The 17,798-nt window shown below is 67.4% G+C and carries 15 protein-coding genes and 2 pseudogenes; 10 read left to right on the top strand and 7 right to left on the bottom strand.

The genetic code is table 11. The features are described 5' to 3' along the window. The 3 genes and pseudogenes from AB4Y80_RS09230 to AB4Y80_RS09220 form a co-directional block, all read left to right on the top strand. Nucleotides 1–285, top strand: a pseudogene (locus tag AB4Y80_RS09230) (hypothetical protein); the annotation flags it as partial. Nucleotides 286–323: 38 nt separating this feature from the next. After that, nucleotides 324–937: pseudogene (locus AB4Y80_RS09225) on the top strand (ABC transporter ATP-binding protein). 47 nt (nucleotides 938–984) lie between these two features. Continuing rightward, nucleotides 985–1,368: an META domain-containing protein gene (locus AB4Y80_RS09220; RefSeq protein ID WP_442213757.1), complete on the top strand. Its 384-nt coding sequence runs from the start codon at nucleotides 985–987 to the stop codon at nucleotides 1,366–1,368. Nucleotides 1,369–1,407: 39 nt separating this feature from the next. Here AB4Y80_RS09220 and AB4Y80_RS09215 read toward each other — a convergent pair whose 3' ends face one another. Continuing rightward, on the bottom strand, nucleotides 1,408–1,815 hold the full coding sequence (locus AB4Y80_RS09215) for a winged helix-turn-helix transcriptional regulator (protein ID WP_442213756.1): 408 nt from the start codon (nucleotides 1,813–1,815) through the stop codon (nucleotides 1,408–1,410). An 86-nt stretch (nucleotides 1,816–1,901) separates the two neighbouring features. Here AB4Y80_RS09215 and AB4Y80_RS09210 point away from each other — a divergent pair, with 86 nt between their 5' ends. After that, nucleotides 1,902–2,516, top strand: coding sequence for an NAD(P)-dependent oxidoreductase (locus tag AB4Y80_RS09210; protein WP_442213755.1), 615 nt, complete (start codon nucleotides 1,902–1,904; stop codon nucleotides 2,514–2,516). Nucleotides 2,517–2,527: 11 nt separating this feature from the next. Here AB4Y80_RS09210 and AB4Y80_RS09205 read toward each other — a convergent pair whose 3' ends face one another. The 3 genes from AB4Y80_RS09205 to AB4Y80_RS09195 form a co-directional block, all read right to left on the bottom strand. Next, nucleotides 2,528–3,976 (bottom strand): phytoene desaturase family protein, encoded by a 1,449-nt coding sequence (locus tag AB4Y80_RS09205; protein WP_442213754.1) that lies wholly within the window; start codon nucleotides 3,974–3,976, stop codon nucleotides 2,528–2,530. Then, nucleotides 3,969–5,372: a glycosyltransferase 87 family protein gene (locus AB4Y80_RS09200; RefSeq protein WP_442213753.1), complete on the bottom strand. Its 1,404-nt coding sequence runs from the start codon at nucleotides 5,370–5,372 to the stop codon at nucleotides 3,969–3,971. The genes AB4Y80_RS09205 and AB4Y80_RS09200 overlap by 8 nt, the downstream gene beginning before the upstream one ends. A 187-nt stretch (nucleotides 5,373–5,559) precedes the next feature. Continuing rightward, nucleotides 5,560–5,691, bottom strand: coding sequence for a hypothetical protein (locus AB4Y80_RS09195; protein ID WP_442213752.1), 132 nt, complete (start codon nucleotides 5,689–5,691; stop codon nucleotides 5,560–5,562). Nucleotides 5,692–6,603: 912 nt separating this feature from the next. On the opposite strand from AB4Y80_RS09195, the gene AB4Y80_RS09190 reads away from it, so the two are divergent. The 4 genes from AB4Y80_RS09190 (at nucleotide 6,604) to AB4Y80_RS09175 (ending at nucleotide 12,439) form a co-directional block, all read left to right on the top strand. Beyond that, nucleotides 6,604–7,587 carry an ABC transporter permease gene (locus AB4Y80_RS09190; RefSeq protein ID WP_442213751.1) on the top strand — a complete coding sequence of 328 codons (984 nt, stop codon included), beginning with the start codon at nucleotides 6,604–6,606 and terminating at the stop codon, nucleotides 7,585–7,587. A gap of 8 nt (nucleotides 7,588–7,595) precedes the next feature. Continuing rightward, a complete protein-coding gene (locus AB4Y80_RS09185; protein WP_442213750.1) occupies nucleotides 7,596–8,516 on the top strand; it encodes an ABC transporter permease in 921 nt (306 codons plus the stop codon). 22 nt (nucleotides 8,517–8,538) lie between these two features. Continuing rightward, complete coding sequence (locus AB4Y80_RS09180) at nucleotides 8,539–10,638, top strand: ABC transporter ATP-binding protein (protein ID WP_442213765.1); 2,100 nt, start codon at nucleotides 8,539–8,541, stop codon at nucleotides 10,636–10,638. A gap of 94 nt (nucleotides 10,639–10,732) precedes the next feature. After that, on the top strand, nucleotides 10,733–12,439 hold the full coding sequence (locus AB4Y80_RS09175; RefSeq protein ID WP_442213749.1) for an ABC transporter family substrate-binding protein: 1,707 nt from the start codon (nucleotides 10,733–10,735) through the stop codon (nucleotides 12,437–12,439). An 87-nt stretch (nucleotides 12,440–12,526) separates the two neighbouring features. Here the strand turns inward: AB4Y80_RS09175 and AB4Y80_RS09170 are convergent, their stop codons facing one another. Genes AB4Y80_RS09170 through AB4Y80_RS09160 form a run of 3 tightly spaced genes read right to left on the bottom strand, consistent with a single transcriptional unit; the run spans nucleotide 12,527 to nucleotide 15,258 of the window. Beyond that, on the bottom strand, nucleotides 12,527–13,120 hold the full coding sequence (locus AB4Y80_RS09170) for a hypothetical protein (RefSeq protein WP_442213748.1): 594 nt from the start codon (nucleotides 13,118–13,120) through the stop codon (nucleotides 12,527–12,529). Beyond that, on the bottom strand, nucleotides 13,108–13,737 hold the full coding sequence (locus tag AB4Y80_RS09165; protein ID WP_442213747.1) for a histidine phosphatase family protein: 630 nt from the start codon (nucleotides 13,735–13,737) through the stop codon (nucleotides 13,108–13,110). Before AB4Y80_RS09165 ends, AB4Y80_RS09170 begins: the two co-directional genes overlap by 13 nt. Nucleotides 13,738–13,752: 15 nt before the next feature. Beyond that, nucleotides 13,753–15,258, bottom strand: a complete 1,506-nt coding sequence (locus tag AB4Y80_RS09160) for a CCA tRNA nucleotidyltransferase (RefSeq protein ID WP_442213746.1) — start codon at nucleotides 15,256–15,258, stop codon at nucleotides 13,753–13,755. A gap of 157 nt (nucleotides 15,259–15,415) precedes the next feature. Here AB4Y80_RS09160 and AB4Y80_RS09155 point away from each other — a divergent pair, with 157 nt between their 5' ends. Continuing rightward, nucleotides 15,416–15,913, top strand: coding sequence for an NUDIX hydrolase (locus tag AB4Y80_RS09155; RefSeq protein ID WP_442213745.1), 498 nt, complete (start codon nucleotides 15,416–15,418; stop codon nucleotides 15,911–15,913). Between the two features lie 75 nt (nucleotides 15,914–15,988). Continuing rightward, entirely contained in the window at nucleotides 15,989–17,698 is a 1,710-nt protein-coding gene (gene murJ / locus AB4Y80_RS09150) for a murein biosynthesis integral membrane protein MurJ (RefSeq protein ID WP_442213744.1), read from the top strand. Nucleotides 17,699–17,798 lie beyond the last annotated feature (100 nt).

The raw sequence follows: 17,798 nt of genomic DNA, 5'->3' as shown, positions 1-17,798 counted from the left end.
CGCGACCCCGTCTGCACCGGCATCGGCTGCGACCACCCCGCCGCCAGCTGCGAACTAGACCACACCACCCCCTTCTACATGAACCGCTACCGCCCCGACGGCACCCTCGAACCCAAGGGCCAAACCAGCCTCGAAAACCTCCGCCCCCGCGACCGCTACTGCCACCAACTCAAAGACAACCCCCACACCGGCTGGACCATCACCCCCGACGGCCCCGGCCGCACCAAAACCACCACCCCCACCGGCCGCACCTACCTCCACCTCGACGACCCCGCCCCCTTCTAACCCACCCAAACCACCAGGACTCCACTCCTGCACTAAACATCGTCAACGTCACCCTCCTGTACCCGGACGGCGAAGGAACTGTCACCGTCTTGGACAACGTCAGCCTGCGCGTGAACCCGGGTGAGTTTGTATCACTGGTGGGGCCGTCGGGTTCAGGAAAACCCAGTCTGCTGGCCGTCGCCGCCACACTCATCAAGCCGAGCCGCGGCCTGGTGGTCATCGACGGTACCGACGCCACGGCGCTCGGTGACAAGGAGCTGGCCGGCCCACGCCGGGACCGGATGGGCATCGTCTTCCAGCCCAACCTGCTGGCGTCCTTGGACTGCCCGGGTGTACTCGAAAGCGACCGCACCAGCTCTCGGGCGGGCAGCGTCAGCGCGTGAACATCGCCCGGGCCCTGATGGGCGAGCCCAGGGTGCTGCTGGTGGACGAACCGACAGCGGCACTGGACCACGACTGCAGCGAGTCGATCGTGCGATTGCTGCGGCGGGTCACGGACGAATTCCAGGTGGCCACCGTGATGGTCACCCATGACACCGAGTTTGTGCCGCTGACCGACGCGGTGGCATCGATGCGCGATCGCGTGCTCACCGCGGCGGTGCCGGCCAGGCCGCAGGAGCCCCGGGGCGGCACTGTCGCGGCGATGCAATAACATGGTGGGAACAGTCTTTCGACCAGCTCGATCGGAGCCAGCTCTATATGAAACGCGTTCTCGCCCTTGCCGGCGGCCTCCTCCTGGCCTTGTCCATCTCCTCCTGCGGCGCCAGCACCGGCCCCGTGGGCACCTGGGGCAACGGGTACAACACCGACAAACAGCCCTACCTGCAGCTGGCCCTTGGTGCCGAACAGGACGGCAACCAGGCGGGCTTTTTGACCGGCAGCGACGGCTGCAACCGGCTCAGCGGCCAGTGGCTCCTGCAGGAAGGCAAGCTGACCTTCCCGCAGTTCGGCGGCACCAAGATGACCTGTGAGGGCACCGACACGTGGCTGTCCACCGCCACCGGCGGCACGCTCGACGGCGACACGCTGACAGTCACCGACGCCAACGGCGCCCCGATCGGCACCCTAAACCGCCGGAGCTAAGCCTCGCGCCCGACCGGGCGTTAGGGGCCGCTCGGGGCGTCAGGGCGCAAGGATCTGCGCGTCCCGGGCCTCGTCATAGGCGTCGCGGGCGTTGAGCAGGGCCGAGACATTGTGCTCGGCCCACAGCCGCAGCGCCGCCAGGGGCTCCAGGAGCGTGGCGCCCAGCGGCGTCAGTTCGTAGTCCACGCGCGGCGGGACCTGGGCAAAGACCGTGCGCTGGAGCAGCCCGTCGCGCTCCAGCGCCCGCAGGGCCTGCGTCAGCACCTTGGGCGTGACCACGCCGACCCTGGCCCGCAGCTCCGAAAACCGGAGCGGGCCGTCGGCCAGGATCTGGATGACGAGGGACGCCCATTTGTCGCCAATCCGGGCAAACACCACCCGTGACGGGCAGTTCGGGTCGAACACATTGCCAACAAAGCCGCTGCCGGCGGAGTCTTTAGTATCCAATTGGTAACTCGGTATCGTTGAAGGTTTTAGTATCTATTACATACTATAGACCCATCCGCTACCCCTAGACACCATTGGAGTCCACCGTGAAGATTGCAGTTTTTGGCGCCACCGGCATGATTGGCTCGCAGGTTGCCGCGGAGGCGGTCAGCCGCGGGCATGAGGTCACCGCRGTGTCCCGCTCCGGCCGCACCGTGGCGGAGGCCCCCGCGGCGTTGGCCGTTGCCGCCGACCTGGCCGACGGCGCGAGCGTCGCCTCCCTGGCCGCGTCCCACGACGCCGTCGTGCTTGCCACCGGCCCCAGCCGCACGGGCGGCGACCACCGGGTCTGGCTGGCCGCACTGGATGCCGCACTGGCCAACGTCGGCGACACCCGGACCCTGGTGGTTGGCGGGGCCGGCGCGCTCATGGTCGGCGACCAGCGCCTGGTGGACCTGCCCGGCTTCCCCGACGCCTACAAGCCGGAGGCCCTGACCCTGGCCGCCGCCTACGACGCCCTCCTGGAGCTGCCGGAGTCCGTGAACTGGGCCATGCAGGCCCCGGCGCCGGCAATCGCCCCTGGTGAGCGCACCGGCGTGTACGTCCTCGGCGGCAACTCCCCGGCCGGYGACACCATCTCCACCCAGGACTTTGCCGTGGCACTCCTGGACGAGCTGGAGACGCCCCGGCACATCCGCGCCCGCTATTCGGTGGCCAACTAAACGCCGGCCGTCTAGACGCCCAGCCGCGGGGCCGGCAGCTCGAAGGTGTGGCGCAGGGCCGAGACGGCGGCGAGCCAGCCGCCCATCCCGTGCACCGCGGGCCCGGGCGGCGTCGACGCCGAGCCCAGGTAGAGACCGGGAACGGGAGTTTTCCACGGCTCCCGAGCCAACACCGGCCGCTTGAGCAGCTGGGCCATGGTGAGGGCCCCCGAGCCGATGTCGCCGCCAACATAGTTGGGGTTGTACCTGCCCACGTCCTGGGCCGTCGCGGTGTGCGTCGCCAGGATCAGCTCCCGGAAGCCGGGCGCGAATCGCTCCACCTGGGCGATGACGGCGTCCGAGACGTCCCGCGCGGATCCCGCCGGCACATGGGTGTAGGCCCACAGGGTGTGCTTGCCGGCCGGTGTGCGGGAGGAATCGAGGACTCCCGGCTGGGCGGCCAGTACGTAGGGGTCGGCGGGGTAGCCCCCGGCCAGCACCGTCTTCTCGGCCTGTGCCATGGATTGGCGCGTGCCGCCAAGGTGCAGCGTGGGAGCCCGGTGCAGTTCCGGATGGGTCCACGGCACGGGTCCGGACAACGCGAAGTCAACCTTGCACACGCCCGTGCCGTACTTAAAGGATTCCAACTGGCGTATATACCGTTCGGGGAGTTCGCGGCGGCCCAGTGCCGCCAACGCGCGCGGGGTGACGTCGCAGATGACGGCCCTGGCTCCGGTTTCCGCCCGCAGGGCCGCAATATCCGTCACGGGCGTGTCCACAACGATCCGCCCGCCATGGTTGAGGAAGTCTTCCGCCAGCGCCGCGGCAATCGCCTGCGACCCGCCGCGCGGCACGGGCCAACCGCCGGCATGGGCCAACACGCCCAGCAGCAGGCCCGCCCCCGCCGTGGCCAGGCCGGGCAGCCGGCCCATGGCGTGGGCCGCGACCCCGGTGAGCATGGCCGGGGCCTCCTCGGCACGGAACCTTGCATTCCACGCCGGCGTGCCCTGTTCCAGCGTTCGCAGCCCGAACTTGAAGACGGCCAGCGGATCACCGGGGAACCTGAGAAGCCCGTGCTGGGTGAAGTCGATGAGGCCGCCCAGGCGGCGCAGCAGGGGTTCCATCAGCTGCCGCCAGGGCCCCCCATCAACGCCCAGCCCGGCAACCGTCCGGTCCAGGTCCCGGTACGCGATCCCGGCCCGTCCGCCGTCGAGGGGGTGCCCGTAGGAAATCTCCGGAACCAGCAGCTCGATCCGCCGCTCCAGCTCAAAGGCGCGAAAAAAGGGTGATGCCAGCGCCATTGGATGCACCGCAGAGCAGACGTCGTGCAGGTATCCGGGCAGGGTCAGCTCGGCCGTGCGCGATCCCCCGCCCACGGTGCCGCCGGCCTCAAAGAGGACGACCGACAAACCGGCCCTGGCCATGGTCACGGCCGCGGCGAGGCCGTTGGGGCCGGCCCCGACAACGGCGACGTCAGTCATGGCCGCCGCCGCCGCTCAACACCCCGCCCTGGGGATCGTCCACGCCGGCCCGGCGTACGACGTCGAACTCCGGGTGCAGCACGTCCCGCAGCGTCAGGGCGATGAGTGCGCAGGTGGCCACCACGTTCAGCAGCGCGGCCAGCACAAAGTAGGGCAGGTCTATGGCGTGCTGATTGGAGACATCCCCGAACACCTTGCCTTGAAACAGCAGCAGGGCAATGAAGTGGGTCACCACGGCCGCCTGCCACAGCAGCGCGGGCCGCCACCTCGGCAGGGCCAGCGCCAGCAAGGGCAGCAGCCAGATGGCGTGCCACGGCTGTGCGTCCTTGCCGACCACCGTCAGTCCGGCCACGGCCATGAACGCCAGCTGGGCCAGCCGGGGCCGCCGCGGCGCCAGCAGGGCCAGTGCCGCCACACCGGCGACCACCGCCGCCACCAAAACCGCGGCGATGGCGTTCACGGCGTTGTCGCCGAGCATGGGCGCCCCAATCCGCCCGGCGACCAGGTTGTAGCTGCCGTATATGGAGGACTCCGTGGCCGGGTGGGTGAGCACCCCGGCCACGTGGCCGCCCCAGGCGCCGGGGTTGATGGCCAGCACCGGGGCAACCGGGATCAGCCAGCCGACGGCCGCGGCCGCCACGGCCTCGAGGATCCGCGCCGTTTGACGGCTCCGCAGCCCGAGGACCAGCAGCACCAGCAACACCAGGAGCGCATAGGGTGCCGCAGCCACCGCCAGCCCCAGCGACAATCCCGCCCACAGGGTGCGACGGCGGGCAAATAGGTAGATGCCCAGGCTCACCAACGCGGCGGCCCAGAAGTCCCATCCCACGTAGGCGGCGACCAGCAGTGCGGGGCTGGCCGCGACGAGGGCCGCGTCCCAGGGCCGGCGATGGGCGCTGCGCGCCACAAGCACCACCGTCACCATCCACAGCACCGCAACCAGGATCGCATTGAAGTCAAAATAGGCCAGCAGCCTGGACGCGCCGCCCCCGGCACCGGCGGTCAACCGCGCCGTCACGCCGGCCACGATGCCCGCCAGGGGCGAACCGTCAAAGTCGGCACCGCGGCTAAAGTACGGAAAGGCCGAGGCAAGGTTGTTCTCGACAAACGAATTGGGGAACTGGGACCAGCACACCGTTGAATACTGGTCCGGCGTGGTCCAGCCCGCCTGGCGGCAATGCCCCTTCGCTGCGATCGCGACCAGGGCGGACAAGGCGGTCAGGAGGATCAGGACCCGCTCCACCGTGAAGAATCCGGGGCTCGTGGACCCGGGGGCCGTGCGCCGGCCCAGCGGGCCGCCAACGGCCTCGGTCATGGTGCGAAGCAGTGGGTCGCTGCGTGAGGGCACCACCAAGTGCCGCCGATCCCGGGGTTCCGTGGGGTGGAAGTCCTCCATGGCTACGAGCCTACCGGTGCCCGCCCCGGCCGTCCGTGCGTTGCCGGGTTAAAGAAAACTGCCCGCGCCGGGCGGCGCGGGCAGTTTGCCCTGACGGTCGCGTATCCACATGCGCCGCGGACCAAGGGTGTGTTCCTTTGGGATGGGTAATGGCCATCCGGGGGCCTCCTCTCCGGTCACGCCGCTGCTACCGGATGTTGAACAGGTCGACGCGCAGGATTTCGCGTTCCTGCCGGTCGCGCATCTCGCCGAGCTTTTGTTCACTGACGGGCGAGAAGAATACGCGCTTGATTGAGGATAATGACGGCTTTGGGGTCATGGCTGCACCTCCTTTCCTATTAGATTGCGAACACTGTGGTCTATTTTTTGGCGCGGCAATTAAAGCCATAGATTCCTTCGAATTAAGGCGTTAAGCGAGCACGAAGGGCGCGATTGATTTCGTACATTTTTGTCGGCGGCAACCACAGCAAGAATGGCGACGCACGGGGCGCGGCCCGGCCACGCCCGACTGGGGGCATGCGTGGAAGACATTGACTGTGGTGTTAGATTGCGGACGGCCTACGCGGCCCGCCGGGAATGCGGACCCCGCGAGGGGTTACGACGCCGTCATGGCGTGCCGGGCGGAGGCCGTGCCGAAATCAATAGCTCCGGTCTTGATTGCTGTAAACATCATGGCCTCCCTTCACCTTGCACGCGGACATCCCGGGAGGATTCACCGGGACTAATTATCAAGGTACAGCATTCCTGCGCCGTTTGGCCAGCCATTGTTGAATATTTATCGATTATGTTCTTCGAATTCATATCCACGGTCCGTTCCGCGCGCGGCGCGAAGCCCGCCGGGGATTCGCGGCGCCCCGCGGCGCCGGCACCGCGGGGCGTAACAATTGGATTACATTCATCCCCGGCGGGCCGCGGCCTACTTTCCCGTCGTTTCGCGGATCTTGCCATCCACCGACCACAAATAGTGCCCGCCGGGTTACCAATCGGTAGTCAAATTGGACGCCGTCGCTCCAATTCATGGTTGACGATGCCCCGGACGGGGGTACATTGGCACCGTAACGGCAATGTGCGCCACCGAGCGCGCGGGCCGTGGGTCCGACAACCCCCTGCCAGCACCGGCCGCGCCGGCAGACAAGCTAGAAGGATGATTTATTGCCATTGCACTCCCGAAAGCAGCGTGTGGCCCGTCCCTTTGACGGCCTGACATGTGTTGGACCCGGAGGCTGACCCCATGATCGGCTTCGTGGTCAAGCGCTTCATCAATTACGCCATACTCTCGGCCATCGCCACCCTGAGTGCATACATCCTCGCCAGCGTCATTCTCAATCCGGCCGGCCGCTACCTGGGCCGCAACCCGCGCCCCTCCGACGAAACCATCAACGCCATCCTTGACGGGCTGGGCGTGAATCCCAACACGCCCGTCATCGAGCGCCTGTGGACTTGGCTGGTCACGCTGGTGACGCATGGCTCCCTGGGCGACACCATCCACAACACTTCGGTCGTCAGTGAAATGGCGGCACGGGCCGGGACCAGCCTGCGCCTGCTGATTCTTGGCACGCTCCTGGCGGCAATCGTCGGGGTGATCATCGGGGTCTGGGGTGCCGTGCGGCAGTACAAGGTCAGCGACCAGACCCTCTCCTACGCGTCATTCATCATCTTGGCGACGCCCTCATTTGTGCTGGGGATCCTGTTGATGATCGTGGCCACGGCGTTGAACGGTTTTCTGGGCATCCAGCTGATCAGCTTCACCGGAGAGTACACGGCAGGTCTCGACGGCGGCTGGTGGATCCACTTTTGGGACCGCGCCGCACACCTGCTGCTCCCCACCATCTCCCTGGCCCTCATCGGAGCCGCCGGCTACTCCCGGTACCAGCGCAGCGCAATGCTGGATGTGCTCTCCGCGGACTACATCCGCACCGCCCGGTCCAAGGGCCGCACCCGCGGTTCGGCCCTGGTCCGCCATGGTGTTCGGGTGGCACTGATCCCCATGTCCACCTATTTCGCGTACTCGTTTGCCACCATCCTGGCCGGGGCGGCGGTGACCGAGCTGGTGTTCAGCTGGCACGGCATGGGCGAGTTCCTCTTCCAGGCCATCCAGCAAAGCGACATCAACGCCTTCACCGGCGCCGTGCTCTTCAACGCCATCCTGGTCCTGATTGCCGGCACCCTGTCCGACGTCGTGTACGCCGCCCTTGACCCGAGAGTGCGGGTGTGAGAATGTCCATGCTCGAAGAAATCCCAATCGCCGACCCCAGCGCCGGCATCCCCGATGTCATTCGCTCCGAGACGCCCGTTTCCCGCTTTCGCCTGATCCTCTCGCGCCTGCGCAGCACGCCCCGCTTTTGGGTGGGCCTGGTGGGCCTGTTGGCGATCGGCCTGTGGGCCATGTTCGGCCTCCTCCCCAACGCGTGGAACGCCACCGACCTGGACGTGTACAACATGGGATCGGGCCCCACGGCCCTGCACTGGTTTGGCACCAGCGACATCGGCGAGGACATCTACGCCCAGACGATCGTTGGCCTGCGCAAGTCCCTGATCATCGGCCTGCTCGTGGGTCCGATGGCCTCCCTCATCGCCGGCGTCATCGGCGCCGTGGCCGGCTACCTGGGCGGCTGGTGGGACAAGACCATCATTTGGTTCATCGACCTGCTGCTGGTGCTGCCGAGCCTTTTCCTGTTCGTCCTGCTGAGCCCCATCTTCAAGTCCCTGTCCTGGGTGGCGTTGATCTTCCTTTTGGCCGGCTTCGGCTGGATGATCATGGCCCGGGTGATCCGCGCCCAGACCATGTCGCTGCGCGAACGCGACTTCATCAAGGCCGCCCGGTTCATGGGCGTCGATACGTGGACCATCATCCGTCGGCACGTCTTGCCCAACGTGTCCTCGCTGCTGATCATCGACGCGACGCTCGGGGTGGGCGGGGCGATCCTGAGCGAAACCACTCTCAGCTTTTTCGGCTTCGGCATCCAGGCGCCCGACGTGTCGCTGGGAACGCTCCTGGCCGCCGGCCAGGGCGCCGCCGCCACCCGCCCCTGGCTGTTCGTCTTCCCGGCGGCGATCCTCGTCTTCACGGTGCTGTCCGCCAGCCTGATCGGCGATGCCCTGCGCGACGCCGTCGACCCTACCTCCGGAGCCAACCGTGCCTAAGAACCTGGCCACCGAACCGGCGCTGGCCCGCCAGCGGCAGGCAGCAGCGCCGTCGGGCCCCTCCCAGCACCTGCTGGAAGTTCGCGACCTCAGCGTCAGCTTTCCCCAGCCCGGCGGCGCCGTTACCGCGGTCCGCGGCGTCAGCTACCACGTCGACAAGGGCGAGTTCCTGGGGATTGTGGGCGAGTCGGGTTCCGGGAAGTCCGTCTCCTCCCTGGCCGTCATGGGCCTGCTGCCGTCCTCCGCGCAGGTCAGCGGCGACATCCTCTTCGAGGGCAGGTCACTGCTGGGCCGCAGCGACAAGGAACTCTCCAGGCTGCGCGGGGAGGGCATCGCCATCATCTTCCAGGACCCGCTGTCCGCGCTGACCCCGGTGTACACGATCGGCACGCAGATCGCCGAGGCCCTCTCGCTCCATGACAAGTCGCTGTCCAGGGCGGCCGCGCACGCCCGGGCCGTGGAACTGCTGAAGGTGGTGGGCATCCCCAACCCGCAGCGGCGCGCCCAGGCCTTCCCGCACGAGTTCTCCGGCGGCATGCGCCAGCGGGCCATGATCGCCATTGCCATTGCCAACAATCCGCGCCTGATCATCGCCGACGAGCCGACGACGGCGCTGGATGTCACCATCCAGGCGCAGATCCTGGAGGTGCTCCAGACGGCCAAGGACCTGACCGGCGCGGCCGTGGTGTTGATCACGCACGATCTGGGCGTGGTGGCCGGCAACGCCGATAGAATCGCGGTCATGTATGCCGGGCGCATCGTGGAGACCGGCACCGTCGATGAGGTCTTTCACGCCCCGTCCATGCCGTACACCATCGGCCTGCTGCGCTCCATGCCCAACCTGGCCACCGCCGGGCACACCCGGCTGGTACCGCTGGAGGGGCGCCCGCCGCTGTTGAGCAACCTGTCCCCCGGCTGCCCGTTTGCCCCGCGCTGCCCCATCGCCGTCGACGCCTGCCGCACGATTGAGCCGCCGTTGACGGCGCTCGGCAAGGACCCGTTGAACTCCGCGGCGTGCCTGCGGGTGGATGAAATAGTTTCCGGCGCCCTCAAGCGCGGTGAACTGTACCCCGTTCCGGCGCCGGTGGCGGCCGCCGAGCGCGCCCGGATCGTCCCGGCCAGCGTGCTGGCCGTGGAGGGACTGGTACGGCACTTTCCGCTGACCAAAGGGGCGGTGTTCAAGCAATCCGTCGGCACCGTGCGCGCCGTGGACGGCGTCAGCTTCGACATCAGGTCCGGCCAAACACTAGGCCTGGTGGGCGAATCCGGCTGTGGGAAGTCCACCACCATCATGGAGATCCTGGAACTGGCCAGGCCCCAGGCCGGCCGGATCACGGTCAACGGCCGGGACGTGGCCGCCATGACCCGGACCGAGCGCCGGGCCCTGCGCCGGGACATCCAAGTGGTGTTTCAGGACCCCATGGCGTCCCTGGACCCCCGGCTGCCCGTCCAGGACATCGTCGCCGAGCCGCTGACCGTCCACGGCGTCCCGGCGAAGGCCCGGCTGCAAAAGGTTCGCGAGGTGCTGGAGCTGGTGGGGCTCGATGCTTCCATGGCTGCACGGTACCCGCACGAATTCTCCGGTGGGCAGCGCCAGCGCATCGGCATTGCCCGGGCCCTGGTCACCGACCCGAAGATCGTGGTGCTGGATGAGCCCGTGTCCGCGCTGGACGTCTCGATCCAGGCCGGCGTCATCAACCTGCTGGAGGACCTGCAGGAGAGGCTGGGCCTGTCGTACCTGTTCGTGGCGCACGACCTCGCCGTGGTCCGGCAGATCGCGGACACGGTCGCCGTCATGTACCTGGGCCGGATCGTTGAGAGCGGGCCCTCGGAGTCCATCTTCGACAACCCGGCGCACCCCTACACGCGGGCCCTGCTGTCGGCCGTCCCGGTCCCGGACCCGACGGTGGAACGCAACCGCCGCCGCATCATCCTGGAGGGTGATCTGCCCAGTCCCACCGAAGACATCACCGGCTGCAACTTCCGCACCCGGTGTCCGCTCTACCAGCTCATGGATGGGCCCGCCCAGGAGCGTTGCCGCACCGATGATCCCGTCCGCCGCCCGGTCAACGCCAGCTCGGTCGCCTGCCACCATGCCGAACACGTTGATCTCATGTCTTAAACCGTCCGCAGTCAAACAAAATCACCGCATCAACCACGGTCCGGCGAGGAATTCTGATACTTTCATCGTCACGGGTCACCCAAGGGAGGAAGCAATGAAACACATTAAGAAGGTTGTGGGGGTCGGAGTCCTGACTCTGGCCCTCACCGTCACCGGCTGTAGCGCCGGCGGCGGCGGAGGCAAGACACCCACTGTTGACAGCAGCAAGGGTGCCACGCAATCGGCCACCCTGCCCACCACCGCGTGGGAGTCGGCAGACTACGCCAGCGTCAAGGACGGTGGCCAGCTGACCCTGGCCGTGGACCAGCTCCCGGACAACTGGAACGCGCTACAGGTGGACGGTGCCAACGCGGCCGGCGTCTCCATCATCGATCCCACCTCCGGCGGCCCCGTCAAGATCAGCGCCGACGGTACCTGGACGGTCAATCCGGACTACGCCACCGAGGTCAAGCTGGCCAGTGAGGATCCCCAGGTGGTTGAGATCAAGCTCAACCCCAAGGCCGTGTGGCAAGACGGAAGCCCCATGACCTACAAGGACTTCGACGCCACCATCAAGGCGAACAACGGCTCCAACAAGGCGTACCAGATCGCCGCCGACAACGTGTACAAGGACATCGCGTCAGTGACCCGCGAAGACACCGACCAAAATTTCAAGATCACCTTCAAGAACAAGAACGCCGACTGGGCGTCCATCCTGGGCGGCCAGGGCAGCATCATCCCGGCCGCCATCGCCTCCGATCCGAAGGCGTTCAACGAGGGGTACAAGTCCAAGCCGATCCCGTCCAACGGACCCTACATCGTCTCCAATGTGGACGCCAACGCCAAGATCGTCACGCTGACACCCAACCCGAAGTGGTGGGGCCAGAAGCCCAAGCTGGAGAAGGTCCTGATGAAGGTCGTTTCGCGCGACGGCATCGCCCAGGCCTACGCCAACAAGGAAATTGATGCCCTGGTCATCGGCACCGACAAGAACAACTACGACACCGCCAAGAAGCGCACGGACGGCGCCATCCAGCAGTCCGGTGGTGTGACCTGGAGCCACCTGACGCTGAACGGGTCCAAGGGTCCGCTGGCCGACGTAAAGGTCCGCCAGGCCGTTGCCCGCGCCATTGACCGGGACACCATGTCGGCCAGCCGCCTGAGCCCGATCGGGGCGCCGGTGACGAACATGAACAGCTACATCTTCATGCCGGGCCAGAAGGGTTACGAAGACCACGGCACGGCGGCCATCGGCTTTGACGTCGCAAAGTCCGGCGCCCTGCTCGAAGAGGCGGGCTACGCGAAGGGCACCGACGGCATGTATGCCAAGGACGGCAAGAAGCTGGAGCTGACCTACACGCTGGACGCCAACAACCCGGTGTCGGAGCAGTCCTTCAAGCAGGTCCAGTCCAACCTGAAGGCCGCAGGCATCACGCTCAAGAACAATACTGTCCCGGCCGACACGTTCTTCTCCGACTATGTCCTCAAGTCCAACTTCGAGATAGTCAGCTTCGCCTGGCAGGGCACCGCATTCCCGATCTCCTCCGCGGAGTCCATCTTCTACCCCGTTGATGCCGGCCAGAACTTCACCGGTCTGACGGACCCGAAGCTGGGCGATTTGTGGGCCAAGGCCAATGCCGAGCTCGACCCGGCCAAGCGCCTGGTGCTGGCCAACGAGATCGACAAGGCGATCTTCGCCTACGTCCCCGTCATCCCGCTGACCCCGCGGCCCATCACCTACGGCGTGAAGAAGGGCCTGGTCAACTACGGTGCGGCCCAGTTCCAGTCGCTCGACTGGACTGCGGTCGGCTGGAAGTCCTAGCCCCGCAACACCCCACCGCATAAGATCCGGCCCCTGCTCAGTCCGAGCGGGGGCCGGATCATTTTGTGCGTCGCGCCGCCCTGTTTCTTAGCGGAGGACGGATGCCGCGACCAGGGCCGCCAGGGCCAGGGTGACGACGACGGCCGGCCTGTTCCAGCGGCTGGTCACCGCCTGCCGGGGGTCGGGCGGGGTGGAGGGGACGACGTCGGCACTCGCCTCGTCCCGATGTGCCTCCCAGGCGTCCCAGGCGGACTGGATGCGGGCCTGGGACAGTGGGCGCGCCCGGCCACGCGGCCCGGACGGGCCTCCCTTTCCCGAACCCATCGGGGCCGGCCTGCCGGCGCCCGGGGCACCCCAGCTGGCTAGACGGCCGGCCGTGGTCACCAGGGTGACGCCCTGGTGTACCTGAACGGCGGTAAGCGCCGCAAACGGGACCCGGTGCTCGCGCAGCAGGTTGATGACTTCCAGGCCGTCGGCGCGAACCACCAGGCAGGGGCGCCACAGCAGCACGTACAGCGCCCAGGCCACGAGCATCAGCCACGGCAGGAAGTGCCGAATCGATTCCCAGGTGCCGGTCAGCAGCAGGTTTACGGCGAAGAACGCACAAAACAGCCAGGCCAAAACGGCCAGTAGCCGGGAGAACCCCGAGTATAGGACGGCGGGGCGAATCAGAGGCCCCACTGCTCAACGGCCGGGGTCAACTTGTCCCAGCCCAGCGTGCAGACCTTGGCGGTGCCGAGCACAAAGTGGCGGCCCTGGCCGGCCTCCAGGCCCAGCCAGCGCGCCGTGAGGATGCGCAGGAAGTGCCCGTGCGCCACCAACAGCACGTTGGCCGCCCTGCTGCCGTCGGGCAGGGGCGCGCGCACCCGGTCGACGATGGCATCGGCGCGGGCCGACACCTGCGCGATCGCCTCGCCGTTGGGGACGCCGCTGTCCCAAATCAGGTAGCCGGGGTTTTCCGCCCGCACCACGGCGCTATTGATGCCTTCGTAGTCGCCGTAGTCCCATTCGACGGCGTTGGGCTCCACCTCGGCGTCGGGGAAACCGGCCAGTTCCGCCGTGCGGCGGGCCCGTCGCAGGGGCGAGGTGAGCACCAGGTCAAAGGCCGTGTCGGAGAGGGCCGCCCGGGCGGACCGGGCCTGATCCTCACCCACCCCGGTCAGGGCCAGGTCCGTCAGGCCGGTGTATTGGCCGCTGAGGGACCACTCGGTCTCGCCGTGGCGCAGCAGCCACAGCTTGGGGCCGCCGGGAACGGGGATGAGGCTCAGGGGGGTCGAGCCTGCGGATGCGTTGCTCATGCGGGGTCCTGTTCGTCAGTTGTGGCCGGGTTGGTCGGCGGCGCTGCGCGGAACCATGGCGTCCGGCTGGACGGCCGCGTCGGGGACCCGGGCCTCCGGCTGGCCGGCCCACCACGCCCTCAGCGCGGACGCGGCCGCGTCCGCGCCCAGGGGGCCGTTTTCCATTCGCATCTCCAGCAGGAACTTGTAGGCCCGGCCCACCACCGGCCCCGGCTTGAGGTTCAGCAGTGCCATGATCGCCCCTCCGTCCAGGTCGGGGCGGATGGCGTCCAATTCCTCCCGTTCGGCCAGCACGGCGATGCGCTGCTCCAGGTCGTCGTAGGCGAAGGACAGCCGCTCCGCCTTGCGCTGGTTGCGGGTGGTCACGTCGGAGCGGGTGAGCCGGTGCAGGCGCTCGAGCAGGGGGCCGGCGTCCGTCACGTACCGGCGCACGGCCGAATCCGTCCAGCCGGCTTCCCCATACCCGTAGAAACGCATGTGCAGCTCCACCAGCCGGGAGACGGCCTTGATGGAGTCGTTGTCAAAACGCAGCGCCTTCATGCGCTTGGCCGTCAACTTCGCCCCCAACAGGTCATGGTGGCGGAAGCTCACCGCCCCTCCCGGTTCAAAACGGCGGGTCCTGGGCTTGCCGACGTCGTGCATCAACGCCGCAAACCGCAACACAAAGTCCGGGCCGGGCACGGGCCCCCCGGGTCCGGTCTCCAGGGCCGCCGCCTGCTCCAGGACCTGCACCGAGTGCTGGTAGACGTCCTTGTGGCGGTGGTGCTCGTCGGTCTCCAGCTTGAGGGCCGGGATCTCCGGGAGCACCAGCTCCGCCAGCCCCGTCTCGACCAGCAGGTCAATGCCGGCGCGCGGGTTGGCGCCGCACACCAGCTTGACCAGTTCGTCCCGAACCCGTTCGGCGGAGATGATGCCGATCCGGGCGGCCATGTCCGTCATGGCGGCACGGACGTCGGGGTGCACCGCAAAGCCCAGCTGGGCGGCAAAGCGGGCGGCGCGCATCATGCGCAGGGGGTCGTCGGAGAAGGAGGACTGTGGCGTCCCGGGCGTGCGCAGGAGCCCTGCGGCCAGGTCGACGGCGCCGCCGTACGGGTCAACCAGGACCAGGTCCGGCAGGCGCAGCGCCATGGCGTTGACGCTGAAGTCGCGACGCGCCAGGTCATCCTCCAGAGACGCCCCAAAGGCGACGGCGGGCTTGCGCGAGTCGGAATCGTAGGCCTCGGCCCGGTAGGTGGTCACCTCAATGAGCAACACGTCCTTGTTCCGATTGCGCTTGCGAAAGCCGATGGTGCCGAACGCGCGGCCCATCTCCCAGTGCGAGTCCGCCCACTTCCTGGCCACGGCGAGGATTTGCTCCGGCGTGGCGTTGGTGGTGAAGTCCAGGTCCGGGGAGCTCCGGCCCAGGAAGAGGTCACGCACCGGGCCGCCGACCAGGGAAAGTTCGTAGCCGGCGTCGGCGAAGAGCTGTCCAAGCTCAAGGACAACGGGGTCTAAATGCGAGGTATCTGGCACCAATTCCATAGTCCCTTAAGAATGCCAGACTTTTGCCCGGCACCGCCGCGCCCGCCGGGAGACATCAGGCAAAACGGCGGGCACACCCTGTCATGATCCCGGCACAAAGATAGCTAGAGTGGACTGCATGGCCCACCCCGTACCGCGCGCACCCAAGAGGACACCGTTGCCTTCGGCAATGGGCAACCTCGTCGCGCCGGTCCCAAATCCGCAGGGCCAGCTGCCCACGGTGGAGGAGATTTCCGCCGGCGGGGTGGTGGTGGAACGGCACGACGGCGAGTTGCGGGTTGCGATCATTGCCCGCATCAACCGTGGCGGCCGGCTTGAATGGTGCCTGCCAAAAGGCCATCCCGAGGGTGGGGAGACGTATGCCGAGGCCGCCGTGCGCGAGATCGAGGAGGAAACCGGCATCGCCGGGGACGTCCTGGCGCCGCTGGGCAGCATCGACTACTGGTTTACCGTCAGCGGACACCGCGTCCACAAGACGGTGCACCACTTCCTGCTGCGCGCCACGGGCGGCTTTCTCACCATTGAAAACGATCCCGACCATGAGGCCGTCGACGTCGCCTGGGTGCCGCTGGCCGAGCTGGGCCGGAAGCTGTCCTTCCCCAACGAACGCCGCATCACCGATTTGGCCCGGGACCTGTTGCCGGAATTCTTCTAGGGACTCACGGCGGGACGCCTTCGGCGCCGCCCGACTTTCAGCTGCCATCCGGGTCCCAATGAGATGATGGGGTCGATGTCTTACGTACAACCGGTGAATATCCCCGCGAAACCCTCCCGGCCGCCCGGCCGGCCGCCGGCCACGGACCAGGCCGCCCGATCCAGCGCCGCCATGGCCGTGGGCACCCTGGCATCGCGGATTCTGGGCTTCATCAAGGGGATCCTGCTCGGCATCGCCGTGGCCGGCACCGCCGTGGCGGACATCTTTGAGGGCGCCAACAACCTGCCCAACCTGATCTTCCTGCTGGTGGCCGGCGGCGTGTTCAATGCCGTGCTCATTCCACAGATCGTCAAGGCCAGCAAGCAGCCGGACAAGGGCACGGACTTTGTCTCCTCCCTGCTGACCATGGGAATTACGGGCCTCCTCGGGCTGACGGCGCTGGTATTGGTCCTGGTGGTGCCCATCATGACGGTGTCCACGGCATTTACCGGCCAGCAGCTGCAGCTGGCCATCACCTTTGGGATGTTCCTGCTCCCGCAAATCTTTTTCTACGGCCTATATTCGCTCCTCGGCCAGGTGCTCAACGCCCACAATGCGTTCAAGGCCTATGCCTGGGCGCCGGTGGTCAACAACGTGGTGGCCATCGGCGGGCTCCTGGTTTTCATCACGGTGGCCGGACGCACCTCCACCACCGCGCACACGGTGGACAACTGGACGACGGGGCAAAGCTGGATGCTGGCCGGCAGCGCCACCTTGGGCATCGTGGTCCAATCGGTGGTCCTGTTGGTGCCCGTCAAGCGGCTGGGCCTGAACCTGCGGCCCAGGTTCGGGTGGCGTGGCACCGGGCTCGGGGCCACCGCCAGGATTGCGGGGTGGACCATGGCCACCATGGTCATCGGCAACCTCAGCTTCATCGTGATCCTGATGATCGCCACCATYCCCACCGGCAGCAAGTCGGACAGCAGCGCCGATTCCGCCATTCCCGGACTCTATGCGCTGAACCGGGCCACCGAGCTGTACATCATGCCGCATTCGATCATCGCGTTGTCCATCGCCACGGTCATGTTCACGGCCATGGCCCGCGCCGCCGCCCGGCACGACTCCTCCGGGCTGCGCGGCTCACTCTCCAACGCCCTGCGCACCACCGGCGTGGCCACGGTTTTCGCCAGTGTCGCCTTGATCGTGTTGTCCGGCCCGCTGGGGATGCTCTTTAGCGGCAACAAGGAGTTCGCCGGACGGCAGGTGGCCATCACCCTGGCCATCCTGGCCATCGGCGCCCCGTTCTACAGCATCAATTTCATCTTGAACCGCGTTTTTTATGCCCAGGAAAACGCCAAGACGCCGTTCATCATCCAATGCATCATGGTCGCGATCGGGCTGGGCACCGCCCTGGCCGCCGCCGCGCTGCCCGCGCCGCTGATCATCTACGGGCTGGCGTGCAGCTACACCATCAGCAACGTCCTGGGGCCGCTGGTGAGCCACCAGTTCCTGCGGGCCCGGCTGGGCGACTACGGTGGCGGCCTGATCCTGCGGGCCCACATGCGCTTCCTGGCCGCCGCCCTGGTGGCGGGGGCGGCGGGGGAAGTGGTGCTGCACCTCTTTGGCGGCTCCCGTCCGGACGGTTTCATGTGGCACTCCATCAGCGCCGCGGTGATCACCCTGGCCGTGGTGGGGCTGGTCATGGCGGGAGCCTACGTCCTGATGCTCAAGGTGTTGCGGGTGGGCGAACTTGATGCCGTCCTCACCCCGCTGACCTCCAGGCTGCGCCCGTCCGGACGGCGCTAGGGCGTCCCCTGCCGGAACGAGCGGGGCCGGGCGCCGGCCCATATCCCCGGACATTGCCGGGCAGTCCTATAGAATCAGTGAAAATAGGGCGGTCTACGCC

The organism is Specibacter sp. RAF43, assembly GCF_052114065.1.
GTDB lineage: Bacteria > Actinomycetota > Actinomycetes > Actinomycetales > Micrococcaceae > Specibacter.
This window is presented reverse-complemented; position numbering and strand designations above follow the sequence as displayed.